This window comes from Nonlabens sp. Asnod3-A02, from assembly GCF_045063755.1.
GTDB lineage: Bacteria > Bacteroidota > Bacteroidia > Flavobacteriales > Flavobacteriaceae > Nonlabens > Nonlabens xylanidelens.
In genome coordinates this window covers 30586-50076 of sequence record NZ_JBEFOC010000005.1, presented here as the reverse complement: position 1 = coordinate 50076, position 19491 = coordinate 30586, and the positions used below count along the sequence as shown (strand labels likewise).

19 protein-coding genes are annotated in these 19491 nt (G+C 34.4%); 11 read left to right on the top strand and 8 right to left on the bottom strand.

The annotated features are described in order from the left end of the window. Window positions 1-435: 435 nt before the first annotated feature. From ACJJVN_RS00295 to ACJJVN_RS00275, 5 genes are all read left to right on the top strand, one after another. Window positions 436-1098 (top strand): DUF6796 family protein, encoded by a 663-nt coding sequence (locus ACJJVN_RS00295; protein ID WP_405376655.1) that lies wholly within the window; start codon window positions 436-438, stop codon window positions 1096-1098. Beyond that, on the top strand, window positions 1091-2764 hold the full coding sequence (locus tag ACJJVN_RS00290) for a CRTAC1 family protein (protein WP_405368157.1): 1674 nt from the start codon (window positions 1091-1093) through the stop codon (window positions 2762-2764). The genes ACJJVN_RS00295 and ACJJVN_RS00290 overlap by 8 nt, the downstream gene beginning before the upstream one ends. 1 nt (window position 2765) lies before the next feature. Beyond that, window positions 2766-3023, top strand: coding sequence for a hypothetical protein (locus tag ACJJVN_RS00285; protein ID WP_104515870.1), 258 nt, complete (start codon window positions 2766-2768; stop codon window positions 3021-3023). After that, window positions 3020-3406, top strand: a complete 387-nt coding sequence (locus ACJJVN_RS00280; RefSeq protein WP_405376654.1) for a hypothetical protein — start codon at window positions 3020-3022, stop codon at window positions 3404-3406. Before ACJJVN_RS00285 ends, ACJJVN_RS00280 begins: the two co-directional genes overlap by 4 nt. A gap of 400 nt (window positions 3407-3806) precedes the next feature. Further along, complete coding sequence (locus tag ACJJVN_RS00275; RefSeq protein ID WP_405376652.1) at window positions 3807-6227, top strand: M43 family zinc metalloprotease; 2421 nt, start codon at window positions 3807-3809, stop codon at window positions 6225-6227. 120 nt (window positions 6228-6347) lie between these two features. Here the strand turns inward: ACJJVN_RS00275 and ACJJVN_RS00270 are convergent, their stop codons facing one another. The 5 genes from ACJJVN_RS00270 to ACJJVN_RS00250 all read right to left on the bottom strand — a co-directional run bounded on the left by ACJJVN_RS00270 (window position 6348) and on the right by ACJJVN_RS00250 (window position 11881). Continuing rightward, window positions 6348-7700, bottom strand: a complete 1353-nt coding sequence (locus ACJJVN_RS00270; protein WP_405376650.1) for an NAD-dependent succinate-semialdehyde dehydrogenase — start codon at window positions 7698-7700, stop codon at window positions 6348-6350. A 429-nt stretch (window positions 7701-8129) separates the two neighbouring features. Further along, window positions 8130-9095 carry a phosphoribosylaminoimidazolesuccinocarboxamide synthase gene (locus ACJJVN_RS00265; protein ID WP_104515866.1) on the bottom strand — a complete coding sequence of 322 codons (966 nt, stop codon included), beginning with the start codon at window positions 9093-9095 and terminating at the stop codon, window positions 8130-8132. A gap of 117 nt (window positions 9096-9212) precedes the next feature. Further along, complete coding sequence (locus ACJJVN_RS00260) at window positions 9213-9722, bottom strand: hypothetical protein (protein ID WP_405376648.1); 510 nt, start codon at window positions 9720-9722, stop codon at window positions 9213-9215. A gap of 208 nt (window positions 9723-9930) precedes the next feature. Continuing rightward, a complete protein-coding gene (locus tag ACJJVN_RS00255; RefSeq protein ID WP_405376646.1) occupies window positions 9931-10779 on the bottom strand; it encodes a hypothetical protein in 849 nt (282 codons plus the stop codon). A 151-nt stretch (window positions 10780-10930) separates the two neighbouring features. Then, the gene (locus ACJJVN_RS00250; protein ID WP_405376644.1) at window positions 10931-11881 is read right to left on the bottom strand and encodes a PhoH family protein; all 951 of its coding nucleotides are present in this window, start codon (window positions 11879-11881) and stop codon (window positions 10931-10933) included. Window positions 11882-12031: 150 nt separating this feature from the next. Here ACJJVN_RS00250 and ACJJVN_RS00245 point away from each other — a divergent pair, with 150 nt between their 5' ends. From ACJJVN_RS00245 to ACJJVN_RS00220, 6 genes are all read left to right on the top strand, one after another. Next, window positions 12032-12868 carry an S-adenosyl-l-methionine hydroxide adenosyltransferase family protein gene (locus ACJJVN_RS00245; protein WP_405368149.1) on the top strand — a complete coding sequence of 279 codons (837 nt, stop codon included), beginning with the start codon at window positions 12032-12034 and terminating at the stop codon, window positions 12866-12868. Then, window positions 12865-13161 carry a putative quinol monooxygenase gene (locus ACJJVN_RS00240; protein WP_104515863.1) on the top strand — a complete coding sequence of 99 codons (297 nt, stop codon included), beginning with the start codon at window positions 12865-12867 and terminating at the stop codon, window positions 13159-13161. The genes ACJJVN_RS00245 and ACJJVN_RS00240 overlap by 4 nt, the downstream gene beginning before the upstream one ends. Next, window positions 13158-13886 carry a gliding motility-associated ABC transporter permease subunit GldF gene (gene gldF, locus ACJJVN_RS00235; RefSeq protein WP_405368148.1) on the top strand — a complete coding sequence of 243 codons (729 nt, stop codon included), beginning with the start codon at window positions 13158-13160 and terminating at the stop codon, window positions 13884-13886. The genes ACJJVN_RS00240 and gldF overlap by 4 nt, the downstream gene beginning before the upstream one ends. A 2-nt stretch (window positions 13887-13888) precedes the next feature. After that, on the top strand, window positions 13889-15583 hold the full coding sequence (gene gldG, locus ACJJVN_RS00230; protein ID WP_405376642.1) for a gliding motility-associated ABC transporter substrate-binding protein GldG: 1695 nt from the start codon (window positions 13889-13891) through the stop codon (window positions 15581-15583). 39 nt (window positions 15584-15622) lie between these two features. Further along, the gene (locus tag ACJJVN_RS00225) at window positions 15623-16060 is read left to right on the top strand and encodes a hypothetical protein (protein WP_405376640.1); all 438 of its coding nucleotides are present in this window, start codon (window positions 15623-15625) and stop codon (window positions 16058-16060) included. A gap of 87 nt (window positions 16061-16147) precedes the next feature. After that, window positions 16148-16840 (top strand): hypothetical protein, encoded by a 693-nt coding sequence (locus ACJJVN_RS00220; RefSeq protein ID WP_405376638.1) that lies wholly within the window; start codon window positions 16148-16150, stop codon window positions 16838-16840. Between the two features lie 169 nt (window positions 16841-17009). Here ACJJVN_RS00220 and ychF read toward each other — a convergent pair whose 3' ends face one another. The 3 genes from ychF to ACJJVN_RS00205 form a co-directional block, all read right to left on the bottom strand. Continuing rightward, complete coding sequence (ychF, locus tag ACJJVN_RS00215) at window positions 17010-18104, bottom strand: redox-regulated ATPase YchF (protein WP_405376636.1); 1095 nt, start codon at window positions 18102-18104, stop codon at window positions 17010-17012. A 151-nt stretch (window positions 18105-18255) separates the two neighbouring features. After that, window positions 18256-18900, bottom strand: a complete 645-nt coding sequence (locus ACJJVN_RS00210; RefSeq protein ID WP_405376634.1) for a DUF4252 domain-containing protein — start codon at window positions 18898-18900, stop codon at window positions 18256-18258. Window positions 18901-18945: 45 nt separating this feature from the next. After that, window positions 18946-19476 (bottom strand): DUF4252 domain-containing protein, encoded by a 531-nt coding sequence (locus ACJJVN_RS00205; RefSeq protein ID WP_405376632.1) that lies wholly within the window; start codon window positions 19474-19476, stop codon window positions 18946-18948. Window positions 19477-19491 lie beyond the last annotated feature (15 nt).

The following is a 19491-nucleotide window of genomic DNA, read 5'->3' as shown; positions in this document are numbered from 1 at the left end:
AGTCTAAAAAGCTATTTTAATTAACATATTTTAAGTTATTACTGTGAATAAAAATAGTTAATCATTATAGCTAGGAATTTGAGGTGATTTAGAATCAACTTAATTGCTATTTCATCGATTTAAAAGATAGTCATTAACCCTTTTCATTTGAATTCAACAGTCGTCTAGACGACAACTTTAAAAATAAAAATAGTAAATTTTTATTCACAAAATTTGTTATGTTTTTGTGATAAAAAACTCTAAAAACCGTATTTTTAACGACATATGCGATCTCTTTGTGATATGTTGAATTATGTATTGCAAATTTGATCTAAAAACTCCTCTATAAGTAAGTTAGCTTTACATGTATATACAAATACCTTTTGATTTTTATTGTATCATTGTAGCGTTGTGGTAATTAATTCATCATTACTAAATAATTAAAATTCAAATATAATGACTACAAAAACAGCCCAAATATTAGGCTTTTTAGGTATTCTAGCCTCTATACTTGTAGGAGCTGGAGAATACCTACTTCATTACTCTCCACAAATTATGGGAGAATCTGAAAATTATAACTTTTTCTCTTACGTCCCTTTAAGTAATCTAAGTTTAGGACATACCCTAGCTATGATAGGTTTACCTTTTTATTTTGCTGGGTATTTTCATATTTATTACATGCTTAAAACTGGTAATAAATTACTCGCACAACTAGTACTTGCAACAGGTTTTATAGCATTTGCCATAGGTGGTGTATGGATAGGATCTAGAGCTTCTATTGGTAATATTGTACACCTACAAGACAGTATCAATCCTACAGATTATAAAAATCTCATAGATCATTATACGGCACACATGGAAGTACTGGTTCAGGTATTGAGAATAGTTATTGCTGTTCTTTCTATCCTCTTTATTATTGCCATACTTAAAGGAAGTACGCAATACAAAAAATGGATGGCCATCTTAAACCCTATTACCATATTAATTGCACTCGTTTTAATAGGCTTTGCTTTACCTAGTATAGGACAGCATATCATCCCTATTCTCATGAATGTTACTCATTTCATATTATTTACCATTTCACTTATTCAACTTTACAAAAACAATCGCCATGTTTAAAAAAATAGCTTTATCCCTACTCGCAATAATTGTTATTGCTTTAATTTTTATTTTCGGTAAGTTTTGGCTCGATGCCACAACCGACAAATATGATGTAGAGATTGCTGAAGATCAAATACCGCTATTTGAATCTGTTGCCATAGATTTTACTCACAAACACAATGGTGAGAAATCATTACCTCTAGCATCTTCGGCTCTTATAGATATCGACAATGATAATGTAGATGAGTTATTCTTCGGTGGTGGCATGTCTCAAGACGATGCTTTATTTGCTTACCGTGATGGACAATTTGTTGAAATAAGCGCAACTGTTAATCTACCTAAAAAAATAGATAGCACTACTACTCTAGCTGCAGTTAGTGCAGACTTTGACAACAATGGTTTTACCGATTTAATGATAAGCCGTGAAAACGGATTGGTAATTTTTTACAACACAAACGGTAAATTCACAGAGACTGTAATAGACACGCCTGTTAATGAAAAATCTACACCAGTAGGTATTACCGTAGGTGATATTAATAAAGATGGACTCTTAGACATTTTCTTGTCTACCTATTTACGCAAAGAATTAATGGAAGGTCAGACCATTTTTGAAGACTATACCTATGGTTCTACAAGTGAATTGCTACTTAATAATGGTGACAATACTTTTAAAAGTATCACTAAAGAAGCTGGACTAGATTATATACATAATACTTTTCAAGGTTCTTTGATTGATATCGATAATGATTCTTGGTTAGATATAATCGCTGTGCATGACACTGGAGAAGTAAGAACTTATAAAAACAATGGAGATCTTACTTATACCATGGTAGATAACCCTATCACAAATAGGTTTGCTTACCCTATGGGGCTTGCTATAGGAGATTATAATAATGATGGCCTTGTAGATTTCATGTTTTCTAACACAGGTAGTACCGCTCCTGTCTTTATAGTAAAAGGAGATATAAAAGATGCCTCTTTATTCACTGAGAAATGGATTTTATTTGAAAATCAAGGCGACTTTAAATTTAAAGACGTTGCCCAAGAAGCTTTAATAGCCGATTATGAATTTTCATGGGGTGCGGCATTTGCCGATATGAATAACGACGGTCTTCAAGACTTAATGGTTGCCGAAAACTACATAGATTTCCCTATGAGTAAAATCTTTAAATTAGATGGACGTCTTTTAATCCAGAAAGAAGATCATACGTTTGCTCCAGGTATTAAGAAAGGTGGTGCTACTAATCCTACATATGCTATCACTCCACTAGTTAGTGACTTTAATAAAGACGGACACTTAGATCTTATATGGGTTAACATTAATGATCAGGCCAAAGCCTTTATCAATAAAGGAAATAATAAAAACAATTATGTTCAAGTACACCTTGCAGATACCGGTAAAGAAATAGGAGCAAAAATCACCGTATATCTTAAGGATAGAAAATTAACAGACTGGCTCGTTACCGGAGAAGGACTCGTAAGTGATCAAACAGCGTTAGTTCATTTTGGTTTAAAAAACGACACTCAAATAGAAAAAATAACTATAGAATACATAGACGGTACTATAGATACTGTTAACAATCCTGCCATAAATACAGTGGTTAATGTTGCACTTCAAAAAGTACAAGATATAGAAGACACTGATTCAAACACAGACTTAGATTTAAACGAAAATACTTTATAACATGAATTTGATATCGATACTAACAGGTAGTAAAAAAGACGAAGTTCTAGAAGGATATTGCCCTAACTGTTGGGGTGATCAAGAATATGGTAACCTTGTAAGAAAAAAATTTAAAGACTCTCAAATAGATGTAAATAACCACAACGAGAGATATGCATTTATTCAAGAGTTTATGGTTACTCATCTTAATGGTATTAAATTAAAAAGCACCGTTAATGGATCTGAATGTCCAACTTGTGTGATTAATTCAAGTAAATGATATTCAAAACATTCTTATCATACCTTATCACTCTCCTGCTACTCATAGGATTATGGGGAGCAGGCGGACTGGTTTTAGAAGAGTTAAAAACGGGCAACGGCTGTCCTAAAATAGCCTTGATACCAGCTTGTATCATTATATTTTTCTGCTTTTTAATACCAGCCATATCTCACTTAACACGTAAGAAAACAGTATTTTACTACCTCTTCACAGCACTTGCTTTTGGTATAGCCGCAGTAGCATCATATCTACAATTTAACGATCTAGCACAATGCCCTAAAATGGCAAATCTTACTCCTATGTGCTATATTTCACTTCTTATTTTTTCTACTCTGATCATACTTAAATACGTAGAGCAAAAAGTATCATTGCAATATAAGTAGTTCCGCTTTCGCGAAAGCGAGATTACAACAACTCTAGTCTCTACAACAAACATTACATCACAAAGTCAATTCATCAATCAAACAAGATGAAACGATATCATACATCGATGAAATACACACGGATAAAGTTAAAATTTAAATTAATTATGGAGTAGAATATTATCTTCATTTTGAAAGTCAGAGTTTTAGACATCTTTATTAATATAAATTTAACAAACTGAAAACAAACATATTAACCTACTAAATCAGTAGGTTAATAAACAGCGCGCAGCTTCAATATCAAATTGATAATTAGTAAGCTTATTTCATACACTATTCATAGCATAATAGATGCTTTCATTGCATTATTATCAAAAGGTTCTACATTAGGCAACATATATACTAATTAAAACCCCCTATAATGAAAAAAAACTTTACTCAATTAGCACTTCTAATAGCAGTTCTTTTTACTGCGGTTAGTTTTGCTCAACAAAGAGAATGCTCGACTCATAACGACCTGGTTCTCGCTATGTCCCAAGACCCTGCACTAGCAAGAAGCGTAGCAAATGCAGAGCGGTTTACTCAACAAAAAGCAAACCAATTGCTCACTCAAAAATCTGTAAATGGTAGCGTGATCACTATCCCTGTAGTCGTTCATGTACTTTATGCAAATTCAACTCAAAACATTAGTGTTGCTCAAATACAGTCTCAGATAGATGTTCTTAATGAAGATTTTAGAAGAACAAATAGCGATGCAGATAATACCTGGTCACAAGCTGCAGATATGCAAATAGAATTCTGTCTAGCGCAAGTAGATCCTAATGGAAATGCAACAAATGGTATAACAAGAAAAGCTTCGTCGGTAACTTCATGGAATACTACTCAAAACAGAATGAAAAATTCGGCAACAGGTGGAGTTACACCATGGGACACCACACAATATCTTAACATGTGGACAGTATCTGCCTTAAATAGTAACGGTCAGGCAGGTATTCTAGGTTATGCTCAATTTCCTGGTGGCAACCGCGCAACAGACGGTGTGGTAATGGGTTATAATTACTTCGGTCGTACTGGTGCTGTATCTGCTCCTTTTGATGGTGGTAGAACGACTACTCATGAAGTAGGACACCTTTTTGGTTTGCGCCATATTTGGGGCGACGGTGGTTGTGGTGTTGATGACTTTGTAAGCGACACACCAGAATCTGACGCTTCTAACGGTGGATGTAATACAGGACATGTTTCTTGTGGATCTGTAGATATGGTGCAAAATTACATGGATTATTCTAACGACTCTTGTATGAACTTATTCACGGTAGGACAAAAAGCACGTATGAGAGCTAATTTATTAAATGGTGGTTTTCATTCTGCTCTTGCATTATCAACTAAATGTACACCTCCATCTGGCGGTGGCGGTAATGATACAGGCTGTAACAGTACTATAGATAGTTTTCCATACTCTAACGGTTTTGAAAGCTCTCTAGGCGGCTGGACACAAGACACTGGCGACTCACTAGACTGGACTAGACAGTCTGGCGGGACACCTTCTAGCAGTACTGGTCCTAGCGCTGCAGACCAAGGTTCTTTCTATGTATTTGTAGAGGCATCTAACCCTAATTTTGACAAAACTGCTATTTTAAACTCTCCATGTTTAGATTTTGCTAGCGGTTCTACTCCTACCGCTACATTTAGATACCAGATGACTGGAGACGCAGTAGGTACTTTAAGATTACAAGCTAGAGCAAGTGGCTCTACATCATGGTCTACTGTATTTACAAAATCTGGTGATCAAGGTGCAGCCTGGTTAACAGCTAGTGCTGGTTTATCAGCAAATACAGCACAAGTAAGACTCGTAGTAGATACAGCAAGCTCATGGCAAGGTGATATTGCGGTAGATGCATTTGGTATTACAACAGCTACTTCTGGTGGCGGTGGTTCTACCGGTTGTGTAAATGGCGTTTCTTCCTTCCCTTATTCTGTAGGTTTTGAAAATACTCTTGGACAGTGGTCTCAGAATGGAAGTGATTCTCTAGACTGGTCGTTACGAACTGGAGGAACTCCATCTTCTAGCACAGGCCCTAGTGCCGCTGCACAAGGTTCTTATTATATATATGTTGAGGCATCTGACCCTAACTTCAGTAAGACAGCTTCTTTAGACTCTCCTTGTTTTGATCTTTCTAGTGAGAGTAATGCGACACTATCTTTTCAATACCAAATGACTGGTAATGCCGTAGGTACTTTAAAAGTAGAAGCTAGTACAGGTGGTTCATATGCCACTATATTCACTCAGTCTGGTGATCAAGGTGCGGCATGGAAAACGGCAAGTGTTAGTCTAGCAGCTTATGCCGGTGATGATTTACAGTTAAGATTAACAGTAAACACGAGTACTTCATGGCAAGGTGATATCGCTGTAGATGATCTTAAAATAACTAATGGTGCTGCGTCTACTGATAAGTGTGATGGCGTACCAGCTTACAACAGTGCAAACAGCTACTCTGTAGGAGATCAAGTAGTATATCAAAATGTTCTTTTTGAGAGAGAAGTTTCTTCGTGGGTAAATTTAGGAGAATGTGGTACAGCAAGAACTGCGGTAACGGCAAGCAAAGTCGCTATACCAGGCAATGAGATTAACATCTATCCTAACCCTGTAAGCGGTTCTCAATTATTCACTACAGCGACTGGTGAAAAAGTAACTTATACGATTTATAACTTAACTGGTCAACGAGTTGCTGCTGGCTTGGTAAATGAAAAGTCTATCGATGTGGCTGCTCTTCAATCAAATGTTTACCTTATTCAAATCAATGACGGTGAGCAAATAGTAACTAAAAAGTTTATCAAGAAGTAATTCTAATTATCTTTTAAATTCAGAAAGCCTGTCAATTGATTTTGACAGGCTTTTTTTTACTCTTTTCTAAAGAGATATGTATGATTATCTCGCTTTCGCGAAAGCGGAATTATTAAAAATCTATGCGATCACTACGGTCTTGATATTCACAAACTCTCTGATACCGTAATGAGACAACTCTCTACCGAAACCTGAAATACCTGTCCCACCAAAAGGCAATGCTGGATGACTCGCTACTTTATGATTTATAAAAACAGCGCCATCCTTAATTTGTGTAGCTAGGCTTTCCATTTTTTTCAAATCTTGAGAAAAAAGACTTGCTCCTAGACCAAATTTTGAATTGTTCACCATTTTAATAGCTTCTGCCTCTGTTTTAAAGGTACTTACCGCCATAAGTGGGCCGAAGGTTTCATCTTTAAAAACGGGCATATCACTAGTCACATCTGTTAAGATGGTAGGTGCAAAATAAGCCTTGTCTCTAGAGCCACCATAATGCAATTCTGCACCTTTATCTATAGAGGCATTCATTAATTCTTCTAGCTCTTCAGCCAGATCTTCTCTAGCCATTACTCCTATATAAGTGTCCTCATCTTTAGGATCTCCTGATGTCAGTTCCTTTACTTTGTTAGTGAATTTTTCTAGAAACTCGTCAGCAATATTTTCTTGTAGTAACAGGCGTTTACCGGCTATGCAACTTTGCCCTGTGTTTTGAAATCTAGCTTCTACACAAGTTTGTACTGTCTTATCAATATCTGCATCATTAAAAACGACTAGTGCATTATTACCACCTAATTCAAGGACTGCTTTTTTAATGTTTTTTGCTGCAGTAGATGCCACTGCTGCTCCAGCAGGTTTTGAACCTGTAAGAGTAACCGCTTTTATAATTTTACTTTCTATGATCGCTTCTACCTCATCACTATTAATAACAAAGTTTTGAAAACAACCTTCAGGAAAACCAGCTTCTAGAAATATATCTTCTATTAACTCTGCACAACCCATAACGCTACTAGCGTGTTTTAAAACACCCACGTTACCAGCCATTAGTGCAGGCACAATAAAACGGAATACCTGCCAGAATGGATAATTCCACGGCATTACAGCTAGTACAACACCTATAGGCTCAAAAGTTACATATGATTTAAAATGCTCAGTTTCTACGTGTTCTTTAGCTAGGTAACCTTCTGCTTTTTCTGCATAGAAATCACATAACCAGGCACATTTTTCTAACTCAGCTCGAGATTGTGCAATAGGCTTACCCATCTCGTCAGTCATTAGAGCAGCATAGCTGTCTGTATTTTTTCTAAGCAACTCTCCTACTTTACGTATGTGCTCAGCACGATGTTCAAAACTCGTATTTTTCCAGTCTTCAAAAGCTAACTGAGCTATATCTAACTTTGCTTTTATCTCTTTTTTGCTAAGTTCTTGATATTCTTTAAGTTCTTTACCTGTATATGGATTTATGGTTGTTATCATTTTTTTATTTTAAAAATACAAATAGAAACGGTTTGGAAACTAAATGTTTAGAAGGGTTTAACTATAGATTTTAAATAAATTAACAGCTGAATAGTCAACAGTTAATTAATGTTTTTTTTCTGTTTAATTCTGAATTCTGACCATGAAACCTAAACGGTTCTCTTTCAGATAAAAATAACCATCAAAAAAATAAAAGCTTTTAAAACCTTAGTCCAAAGCTTTCTCCTTTTGTAAAGGGGTAAATTTAATTTGCTTGCGAATTAAATAAGGGGTTTGCGGTGATGGAAATTATAAAGAATACCAATTTTATCATCGATTCAAAAATCGCATCAAACCCTTTTGGTTTTCAGCAAAGCAGAATAACCTGTTTTCCCTTCAGACGAAGGGAAAACAGGTTATTCTGATAAGTTAAAAGGTATAGAGGTAATATTAATTGTTTTTCATCCACTCCACTACATTAGTCTCTATGCGAGTCATAATGTCTGTTGTGTTTGCTTTTTCAAAACTCTGTCCTGTTATGTTCTCGTAAAGTTCAATATAACGTTCACTTACAGATTCTATATATTCATCGCTCATCTCTGGAACTGTCTGACCTTCTAGTCCTTGAAAGTTGTTAGAAATTAACCACTGACGCACAAATTCTTTACTCAATTGCTTTTGAGCTTCTCCTTTTTCCTGACGTTCTTGATAACCGTCTGCATAGAAATATCTAGAAGAATCTGGTGTGTGAATCTCGTCTATCAAGACTATTTTACCATCTTTAGTTTTACCAAATTCATATTTAGTATCTACAAGAATTAAACCTCTTTGTGCCGCTAGTTCTGTACCGCGTTCAAATAAAGCCTTAGTATATTGTTCTAGCACTTCATAATCTGCTTGAGAGACTATGTTCTTAGAAATGATATCTTCTCTAGAAATATCTTCGTCATGGTCACCCATCTCTGCCTTAGTAGCTGGTGTGATGATAGGTGTAGGAAATTTATCGTTTTCCTTCATTCCTTCTGGCATAGCAACGCCACAAAGCATTCTTTTACCTGCTTTATATTCTCTAGCTGCATGACCAGACATATAACCACGTATCACCATTTCTACTTTAAATGGCTCACAAAGATGTCCTATAGCTACATTAGGATCTGGAGTAGCAATTAACCAGTTAGGGACTATATCTACCGTAGCTGCCATCATTTGAGTAGCAATTTGATTTAAGATTTGTCCTTTAAAAGGTATTCCCTTAGGCATTACTACATCAAATGCGCTCAATCTATCACTCGCTATCATTACTAACAACTCGTCATTAATATTATAAACTTCTCTTACTTTTCCTTTATAAACACTTTTCTGGTTAGGAAAGTTGAAATTAGTATCGGTAATGGTTGCAGCTGTTTTGGTTGCCATGATTAGATATTTTGTCTTAGGCAAATTTCTACAATTAGTTTGATTTTAGCGTACGTATCTCTATTTTTTTAATCAAGTTATCTACTAGATATGAGCAATGGGGTTTTTTAAACTCTTTCACTTTTTTAGAGATGGAGGTGGCGGGCAAATTTCATAAAGGTATTTTTCTGGTATATTCTTTAGAAATTCACTTTGGTAGAATCCAAACATTCTTTTCCACCACATATTTAAGGGCTCTTTTTCTGTAAACATGTAAGAATTTTTAAGTTCAACATGATCTCCTGATATGTCATAAGAAACTATTGCTACATAATAATAAGTTTCTTTCTTTGTATCATATGCAAAGTGATTATAAGAATATAAAGTACCTTCTGCATTAGGCATAATCACACTACCGTGTATTAAATCTTTGGATCCTAAATTCTTCTTGTATTCTTGTAGTTTTGCATAGGTCCAAGTGCCTGTAGGTGGATTTGCATTTCTTAAAGATTCAATTTTCCCTTCTTTGATAGAGCGTGTAAATAACTCACCTCGCTCATAAACTAGGTCTAGTTTTTTATCATACATTTCTTGAGCAAATAACGGCAAGTAGATTAAGTTGATAAGTAAAAGAGTAATGTATTTCATAAGTTTAATTTACTTAATTGATTTCAAAGTATACTTATCGTAAGCTATAATATCAAACACTTTAGATTGTCCAGTATTCAACCACCTCTTATAAACTAACTCTCCATCCATAAATATGTAAAGTTCGTTGTCTTTTATTATTTTTTTGAAAATCATTATTTGCTTTTATTTATATCCAAGTTCATAAACTAATGATATTTGTTGAATTTTAGTAATAATCTATACTTTCAAGGTAAATATGCTCAAAATTAAATAATGTCATTCCACTTTTTGTAGTCACTTTCTTTGAGTAGTTAAATATAAAACTGTACTTTATTGATACCGTTTTATTATTATATGATGCCGAATTAATTTCAGGCAATAATTTAAGAACCCTATTCAACTCATTCTTTATCAAAACATTACATTCTTGAGTATTTATGGCAGAGATATTACCATCCTTGTTCAAAACAAATTCAACTATTATGCTTTTTGTTTCATTTGGTAATTTATCAATAATAGATTGATCAAAATTATTAATTAAATATTGATTAAAATCATGTTTAAAACATTCTTCTCGAATTTTATCACAAATAGAATCTTTAAATGATGGATGAAATTGAAGTCTGTTTTTTACGATTGAATCTTGAATTTCTTTTTGCTTATCATTAAAATATTTATAGGACCTTATTTTTTGATCCATTTGTCTAATCTTAATCTCTGTAGAGTCATGCTTAATAAGTTCATAGAATACCGTATCATTTACTACACTTATCCATTTTAAAAATGTTTTTAAAGTATCTTTTTTAGTATTTAGAACTTTTACGGAATCAACAATTGTGTACAAATGAATATTATCACTATTAAGAGAAAAGTGCTCAAAAAAACCTATCATATCTTTTTTAGTAGCTATTCCACTTGTAGAATCTTGACACCCTATCCACTCTCCTTCTTCAAGTAATTCATTCCGTTCTATTTCAAAATATTTAATTTCATCTTTTTTACAAGAGCTAAATAGAATGAAAATAACCCCTATAAGTATGAGGGCGTAACTACGTTTCAACATATTTTTATTCAATATTTTAAAATCCTGTATCCTAGAATAAAATATATTTAGATCCAAGCCAGGTGTTAGAATTTAAAAATTATTATCACATTCTTAGAAGCTATTAACTAAACCAAGAACAAAATACTTATCTCACTTTCGCGAAAGCGGAACTATTATTCTATTAATTACTATTCTCAATATTCTTGTAGGCAGAAACGACTTTTCTAACAAGTCTGTGACGTACTACATCGCTGTCTTCTAGGTACATCATACCGATACCGCTTATATCTTTGAGAACAAGAAGTGCTTCTTTAAGTCCTGAAGTTACACGTCTAGGTAAGTCTATCTGTCCTGGATCGCCGGTAATGAAGAATTTTGCGTCCTTACCCATACGAGTTAAAAACATTTTCATTTGGGCATGAGTGGTATTTTGAGATTCGTCTAGAATCACATAGGCATTATCTAGCGTTCTACCTCTCATGAAAGCAAGAGGTGCAATTTGAATCGTCCCTTTTTCTATATAAGTAGCAAGTCGCTCTGCAGGAATCATGTCTCGCAATGCGTCATAAATAGGTTGCATGTATGGATCTAGTTTTTCTTTAAGATCTCCAGGTAAAAACCCTAAATTCTCTCCTGCTTCTACTGCTGGACGTGTGATAACGATACGTTTAACACGTTTTTCTTTGAGTGCTTTTACTGCCAGTGCCACTCCTATATAGGTTTTACCGGTTCCTGCTGGACCTACGGCAAAGACCATATCGTTTTTCTTTGCAAGTGCTACTAGCCTGCGCTGGTTAGGTGTTTTGGGACGTATCAACATACCAGAATTACCATGTACTAAGATGTCGTCATGGTTCTTACTTAGGTCTGCATCATTGCTATCAGTAGTAAGAAGACGCTCGATGACATTCTCGTCCATTTTATTATACTTTGCAAAATGCGCAAGAAGCATCTGTATGCGTTTATCAAATTCTTCTAACTGTTCCTCATCTCCAAAAACCTTCATAGTACTACCACGAGCGACTATTTTAAGTTTTGGAAAATGAGATTTTAAGAAAGCAAGGTTTTTATTTTTAACTCCAAAAAATTCTCCTGGATTAGATTCTGACAGGTCAATGATAAGTTCGTTCAAAAGCAGTAAATTATATAAGTAATTACGTGTTTAATTTTATAATTTTGTTTATCGATGATAAACAGCTTGAAAGTAGTAAAAAATCGATCGTTAAATAGGTATCTCGCCTATTTTTTAACCATAATTTAATTAACAACATTTATATTCTTTATGCCTATAATAACCCTTACGACCGATTTTGGCTGGAAAGACCCTTATGTGGGTGCGGTAAAAGGTGCTATTTATAAAGAGATAGAAAACGTGAACATAGTAGACATTTCTCATGAAGTGTCGCCTTTTAATATTGCTGAGGCTGCATACATTATAAAAAATGCTTACCATTCTTTTCCTGATGGTACGATACATATTATAGGTGTTGATGCAGAGCATACGGTAGAAAATATACACATAGCCGTTTTACTTAACGGCCATTATTTTATATGTGCAGATAACGGTGTGCTGGCATTAATCATGAATAAGCTACATCCTGAAAAACTAGTAGAGATTAATATTCATGATCGCATCTCTTCTAATTTTACGACGTTAAACGCTTTTGTAAGTACTGCGTGTCACATAGCTCGTGGCGGTACTCTTGAGGTTATAGGTAAACCTATTTCTAGAATTAGAGCACTATCTGGTGTTACTCCTAAAATCTCTGATAATAAAAACGTGATCCATGGTCAGGTTATTTATATTGATAATTATGGAAACTCTGTTTCTAATATTACCGAAGATATTTTTAATGAGGTAGGAAAAGGTCGCAAATTTGAGATATCTGCTCGTAATGAGCGTTTTAATAAGATCTTTAAAAAGTATAGTGATATCGTTAACTTTGACGATGAACAGAAGAAACGAGATGTAGATGGTAAAGGTCTCGTTATTTTTAACAGTGCTGGTTATTTAGAACTGGCTACATATAAATCAAATCCGCTTACGGTGGGCAGTGCTAGTACCTTATTCGGTCTACAAATTAATGCTCCTGTGATTATAACTTTTATAGAAGAATGATAGTACGTATAGTAAACATGCATTTTAAAGAAACCTCTGTAGGTAAGTTTCAAAATATGTTCGACGCATATAAAGAACAAATAAGAAATCAGCCTGGTTGTAGTTTTCTAGAATTATATCAAGATAAGGATGATGCACAGCGCTTTTACACCTATAGTTATTGGGAAAATGAAGAGGCTTTAAATAAATATAGAAAAAGTACGTTATTTGAAGAAGTATGGCCACAGACTAAAGCCATGTTTGATGAAAAACCGCAAGCCAACTCTGTGGTGAAAATTCACAGCCTTTTATGAAAGCTATTTTCCTCAAAGAACTCACAGGATTTTTCTCTAGTCTGACTGGTTATCTGGTTATAGCTATATTTTTATTGATAACTAGTCTCTTTGTATTCGTCTTTAAAGGCGAGTATAACGTGCTAGATTATGGATTTGCAGACCTTGCTCCTTTCTTTCTAATTATTCCCTGGCTATTCATGTTTTTAATTCCTGCCATTACTATGCGCAGTTTTACTATAGAACGCAATCTAGGAACTTTAGAAATGCTTACCACCAGACCTATTTCTACTAGAGGTCTTATAGGTGGTAAATATCTAGCTGCTTTAGTTTTAATTATTATCGCATTGATTCCTACCCTAATTTACGTGTTAAGCGTTGGACAATTAGGAGAAATTACTAATAATCTAGATTATGGTAGTACATTAGGTAGTTACCTAGGTGCTGTATTGTTAGCGACTAGTTACACGGCTATAGGTATCTTTAGCTCTACCGTTACATCTAACCAGATCGTGGCATTTTTACTCGCTGCGGTACTTTGTTTTATTCTTTATTTTGGTTTTGATGGTCTGTCTAGTTATTTATCTGACAGTGATTTTCTGGCCTCTCTAGGTCTTAAATATCACTATGAGAGTATGGCCAGAGGTGTTATCGATACTCGAGACGTGATTTACTTTGTTAGTGTTGCTGTTTTGTTTTTCGCTTTAAGCGAAATTTCACTAAAATCAATCTTCTCAAAACGTTAATCATGAAAAAAACCTACACCAGCTTTGTCGTGATCTTAATAGCGTTAATCGTTGTGAACGTAGCATCACGATCTATTTATAAACGTTTTGACCTAACTAAAGACAGTCGTTATACAGTAAGTAAAGAGACTGAAAAAATTCTAGAACAAGCTTATAAACCTATAATAATAGACGTATTTCTAGATGGTGAACTTCCTGGAGAATTCCGCAAACTGAAATTAGAGACTGGACAGTTTCTAGAAGAAATGGCGGCGATACATCCTAATCTTAAATATGATTTTATAAATCCTATTGAAAACACATCGCAACAAGAGGCAGATCAAATTACAGCACAACTCGCAAAAAGCGGTGTGAAAGGTGCTGTTGCGACCATACAAGAAGGTGGTAAAAGCACTAATGTGACTGTATTTCCATATGCACTGGTTTTATATGATGGAAAAACAACTGCCGTACCGCTATTAAAAACTGTGGCTCGTGCCAGTACGGAAGAACGTGTTAATTCTAGCATACAGCAACTAGAATATCAATTTGCCGATGGTTTACGCAAAGCGTCACAAGAAAAAACAAAAACAGTTGCGTTTTTAAGAGACAGTGGTACGTTATCCGATTTAAAAATTCGCGATTTTATACAAGGTGTGCAGGAGTATTATCGTGCAGCGCCTTTTGGGATAGAGTTTGTAACCACTAGTGACTCTATACAGCCACAGCAGGTTCTAGAGTCTTTAAACAAGTTTGATCTGGTCGTAGATCCTAAACCCACTGTAGCTTTTAGTGAGACTAAAAAATATATTCTAGATCAGTATTTAATGCAAGGCGGTAAATTACTTCTCGCGGTAGACCCTATTGTAATGGAAAATGATAGTCTCTCTAATGAAGAAGCTAAAGCTTATCCATTACCTAGAAAATTAAATCTAGACGATATGCTCTTTAAATACGGACTGCGTCTTAATAATGGTCTGGTAAAAGATATGAATCACGGTCCTATTGCTCTAGCTTCTGGCCAAGGTCGCAATATACAATATGAAGCTTATGCATGGCCGTACTACCCTATTTCTAAATCTTCTCAAGACACCAGTGCAACTGCACAATTTATTACCAAGAATCTAGAAGACGTAAAATTTGAATACACAGGAACAATAGATACTTTAAAAAACGGAATTAAAAAGACTATTCTATTAAGCACGTCTGACCGTACACAAGTTATGACTTTACCTGCTGTAGTTTCTTTAAATGAAATAGGACAAGAAATAAACCCAGAAACCTATAATAGATCTAACCTACCACTAGCCGTTCTTGCCGAAGGTTCTTTTACCAGTGCTTATAAAAACCGTGTAAAACCTATCAATTTAAAAGGCAATCTAGATCAAGGAAAAGATGCAGCCATAGTTCTTATAGCCGATGGTGATATTATGAAAAACCAAGTAGATCGTGGACAAGCACAAGAACTAGGTTATGACATGAGAACAGGACAGCTGTATGGTAATAAAGAGTTCTTAATGAATACTATCAACTATTTACTAGATGATACCGGTTTAATCAAATTGCGCAACAAGAACATAAACGTACCATTTTTAAATACTGAAAAAGTAATAGATGAAAAGTTTAAATGGCAGTTCATAAACGTTGTAATGCCTTTATTGCTTGTTGCAGGTTTTGGTTTTGTATTTATGTGGTTGAGGAAGAGGAAGTATGCGTAGTCATCAAGTCTTTTACCAAAGTACTCTTAGGTGAATCACATGAAGTTTACATATTCAGATAAAACAGTTATCGTTACATCCACCTCTAGATATAGTCAAGAAAGTTTTGACATACAGATAGATGATATTATTGCGATAGCAATATTGAATCGTATGGTAGGTGATGATGACTCTGACTATATAATTATTCTCACAAATACATTTGAGCAATTTTATATTCACCTCATCCAAGAGATGAAAAGATTTGAAGATTTAAAAGTGTTTTTAAAGAATGGATTTTCAATAGACTGTCAAGATATCGATAACATAGCTTACGATAGTAATTCTATATTGTTTCCTAAAAACTTAAAAGACGCTCCTTTATATCAGAAGAATATAAAAAGTTGGATCAAAAGAGGTCTTGACATCAATCATCCTGCCTCAGGAGTTTTACATGAGAATATTTTGGGATATTTTTCAAAATTTAGAACTGATTGAATATAATTAAACACATATTTTAGACTAGCCAAAGGAATTGTATTTTTACTCTATCTTTATTATTATAAATGTATTGAAATGATGATAATGAAAAAAATTATAAAATATTTCAAATACCTTTTCCTAACAATAGTAACTATCTTATTGATCTTTGTTCTATCAATAGGTCTCACTAATCACGAATTGAAAGGTACTTGGATCGGTGAATATGAAGTGCATCCTGACATGGATTTGTATTTACCACATGAACGTGTGATGACTCTAGGCTACTTTTCATGTGTAGAAGAGGTACCTAAATACTATGGTACTTCAAGTATAGATAATCCTGATATCATTACTTCAGAAAGAATAGGGTTCGTTCTCAACATGTTTGATGTCATCAAATCCAATAATTTTAATAAGTATGAAGTAATTAGTATAAACAAAGATTCTCTTCAGGTTAAAAGCACCGATTTTAATAAGACCAAATACCAGACTTTTCGTAGAATTAATGACTCTTTGAAAAACAATCAGAAAATTAATCTAGCTGGTAAAAGGTTTTTACTTAGTGATTCTAAAGGCACTGACACCATCCATTTTAAAAAAGATGGAAGGTATGAATACACTACAGATAATAATAAGTTTCAAATTTGGGATTTGGCTCAACACAATGGGTTTCAAATACTTTTTTTAGTAGATATTCCGCCATTTGTAATAACACATAAAGAAGGTAACGTAATTGAATTAAAAAGAATTCAATATCCTAGTTTAAATTTTAAAATGACAGAAATAGTAGAATAAGAAATGAAATATGCTTTTTAGATATTTAAATATGCTTCTGCTAAACACAAAAAAAAGCTCCTTTTTCAAAATGAAAAAGGAGCTTTTTTTTACTAACCAGTGAGCAAAGCGAGCGAGAAAAACCTCATCCCACATGCCTCATACGCAAAGCGCATGCGATGCGCCGCTTCTACACGTTAAACAAGAAGTGCATGATATCACCATCTTGTACGATATATTCTTTACCTTCTACTTTTAACTTTCCAGCTTCTTTTACTTTTGCTTCAGAACCGAATTCTGCATAAGTATCGTACTTAATCACCTCAGCACGTATAAATCCTTTTTCAAAGTCTGTATGGATCACACCAGCAGCTTGTGGCGCTGTAGAACCTATATTGACTGTCCATGCTCTTACTTCTTTAACACCAGCAGTAAAGTATGTTTGTTGATTCAATAACTGATAAGCACTACGTATTAATTTTGCGCTACCTGGCTCTTCTAGCCCCATGTCTGCAAGAAATTCTTTACGCTCTTCATAGTCTTCTAATTCTGTAATATCAGCTTCTGTTCCTACCGCTAGTACAAGAACCTCAGCATTTTCATCTTTTACAGCTTCTCTTACTAGATCTACATATTTATTTCCTGATACTGCAGACTCGTCATCTACGTTACAAAGGTACATTACAGGCTTATCTGTAATTAATTGAAGTGGTTTTACAAACTCTTCTTTTACCTCATCACTTAATTCTACCGCACGTACAGAAATACCTGCTTCTAGAGCATCCTTAAGTTTTAATAGAGTCTCTTCTTCCTTTATGGCTTCTTTATTACCAGTTCTAGCAGCTCTTTTTACTTTTTCCAGCTTTTTATCTACAGCTTCTAGATCTTTTAATTGCAGTTCTATATCGATAGTTTCTTTATCACGTATAGGATCTACATTACCATCTACGTGTACGATGTTATCGTTATCAAAACAACGCAATACATGAATAATAGCGTCTGTCTCACGTATATTACCTAGAAATTGGTTCCCTAGTCCTTCTCCTTTACTTGCTCCTTTTACAAGACCTGCAATATCTACTATCTCTACAGTAGCAGGTATCACGCGTTCTGGATTAACCAGTTCTTCTAATTTTTTAAGACGAGGATCTGGTACATTTACCACTCCTACGTTGGGTTCTATAGTACAAAAAGGAAAGTTTGCACTTTGCGCTTTTGCATTTGATAAACAGTTAAAAAGAGTTGATTTACCTACATTAGGTAGTCCTACGATTCCAGCTTTCATGTGTAATGTTATTTGTTATTGTTCCGCTTTCGCGAAAGCGTGCAAATATAACTCTTTGCGATTCATTTTTATATGATAAAATGAAGGAGCTGGACATAAAAAAATCTGCATCGAGATGATGCAGATTTTTATAATTATGTACCAGTACTATTTACTCGTTTTCTAAATCTAAATCTGAGGTATCTATACCGTTAGATTCTAGTATTGCTTTTACCGCGTCTTCATTTACATCTCCATTATGATCTGTATCGATTCCCATACCGCCTAGAATACTTTTCATACCTGCAGGGTTAATGTCTGCTTTTTCTAATTCTTTCATCATCTTCATTACACTAGAAAGATTCATTTTATCACCTAGAATACGAGCAACGCCCATACCCATTTGGTCTGATGTACCAAAAATGATAATTTCATCGATAGAATCTTTATCTCCTTCATAAAGAGACTTCACTTTCATTCCATTACTATTATATGTCATCAATAATTTGTAATCTTCATTATCAAGAATATCGCTCAACTGCTTGCTTTCTTTTTCAAATGTCGCCGTGTTCTCGTCTGTTTTAGGGTACATTAAAACATTTACTTTTTTAATGGATCTAAATGCTTTTTGAGAATCTGGTGATAGTTGATTATCATCGATTCCTAGAATAGTTTTAGGTATAGAAGTACTGATAAATCCTTCTTTATCACCACTGTCTACTATATAACTTTGTAATGTTGGGTCTGCATCGCATGAAGTAAGTGCAGCCATAATAGCGATACTTAAAAAAACGACTTTTAAAATGATCTTGTTCATAGTTAGTGTTTAATGGGGTTAGTTATAGGTTTTTAAAAGACGCTACTATTCTTTGGTAGCGTCTTCTATTTGTTTCTGTCCAGGTACGTTGATCATTTTTGTGATCTTAGAGATTTGTGCTAGATCGATGTCTCCTGTAATTTTCATTACTAGAGCCTCTGGATTACCTGCATTCATAGTCTCGTCTATTACCATTACAAGTACTTTTACCTTCTTAGAGTTAGAGCCTTTCTTAACGTGAAAAGAGAACAGTTGATCATCTTCTTTAACGCTCATTAATTTTACAAGTCCATTGCTAGAAATATAAGAATTTGCCATTGCTATCATTTTTGTAGCACTGTCTGCATTAGAAGTAGAATAGAAACGTGCATCTTTAAGACTGTCTAGAAGACCTTTACCGGCTTTTATACCGTCATCTTCTATGTCCATGTCTATTTCGGCAAGGAGTTCAAAGGCGTCTTTAGTAACTACTGTTTCAGATATATTTTTAAGATTACCCATTTTTTCAAAGGCATCTTGAGCAAATAATGGTGTTGCCATTACTGCTAGTACTAGGGTTAAGATTATTTTTTTCATGTTGACTTTTATTAA

Excerpts from the sequence above, each read along its gene's own strand:
- ACJJVN_RS00295 (WP_405376655.1), top strand. The coding sequence starts at position 436 with ATGACTACAAAAACAGCCCAAATATTAGGCTTTTTAGGTATTCTAGCC.
- ACJJVN_RS00290 (WP_405368157.1), top strand. The coding sequence starts at position 1,091 with ATGTTTAAAAAAATAGCTTTATCCCTACTCGCAATAATTGTTATTGCT.
- ACJJVN_RS00285 (WP_104515870.1), top strand. The coding sequence starts at position 2,766 with ATGAATTTGATATCGATACTAACAGGTAGTAAAAAAGACGAAGTTCTA.
- ACJJVN_RS00280 (WP_405376654.1), top strand. The coding sequence starts at position 3,020 with ATGATATTCAAAACATTCTTATCATACCTTATCACTCTCCTGCTACTC.
- ACJJVN_RS00275 (WP_405376652.1), top strand. The coding sequence starts at position 3,807 with ATGAAAAAAAACTTTACTCAATTAGCACTTCTAATAGCAGTTCTTTTT.
- ACJJVN_RS00270 (WP_405376650.1), bottom strand. The coding sequence starts at position 7,700 with ATGATAACAACCATAAATCCATATACAGGTAAAGAACTTAAAGAATAT.
- ACJJVN_RS00265 (WP_104515866.1), bottom strand. The coding sequence starts at position 9,095 with ATGGCAACCAAAACAGCTGCAACCATTACCGATACTAATTTCAACTTT.
- ACJJVN_RS00260 (WP_405376648.1), bottom strand. The coding sequence starts at position 9,722 with ATGAAATACATTACTCTTTTACTTATCAACTTAATCTACTTGCCGTTA.
- ACJJVN_RS00245 (WP_405368149.1), top strand. The coding sequence starts at position 12,032 with ATGCCTATAATAACCCTTACGACCGATTTTGGCTGGAAAGACCCTTAT.
- ACJJVN_RS00240 (WP_104515863.1), top strand. The coding sequence starts at position 12,865 with ATGATAGTACGTATAGTAAACATGCATTTTAAAGAAACCTCTGTAGGT.
- gldF (WP_405368148.1), top strand. The coding sequence starts at position 13,158 with ATGAAAGCTATTTTCCTCAAAGAACTCACAGGATTTTTCTCTAGTCTG.
- gldG (WP_405376642.1), top strand. The coding sequence starts at position 13,889 with ATGAAAAAAACCTACACCAGCTTTGTCGTGATCTTAATAGCGTTAATC.
- ACJJVN_RS00225 (WP_405376640.1), top strand. The coding sequence starts at position 15,623 with ATGAAGTTTACATATTCAGATAAAACAGTTATCGTTACATCCACCTCT.
- ACJJVN_RS00220 (WP_405376638.1), top strand. The coding sequence starts at position 16,148 with ATGAAAAAAATTATAAAATATTTCAAATACCTTTTCCTAACAATAGTA.
- ychF (WP_405376636.1), bottom strand. The coding sequence starts at position 18,104 with ATGAAAGCTGGAATCGTAGGACTACCTAATGTAGGTAAATCAACTCTT.
- ACJJVN_RS00210 (WP_405376634.1), bottom strand. The coding sequence starts at position 18,900 with ATGAACAAGATCATTTTAAAAGTCGTTTTTTTAAGTATCGCTATTATG.
- ACJJVN_RS00205 (WP_405376632.1), bottom strand. The coding sequence starts at position 19,476 with ATGAAAAAAATAATCTTAACCCTAGTACTAGCAGTAATGGCAACACCA.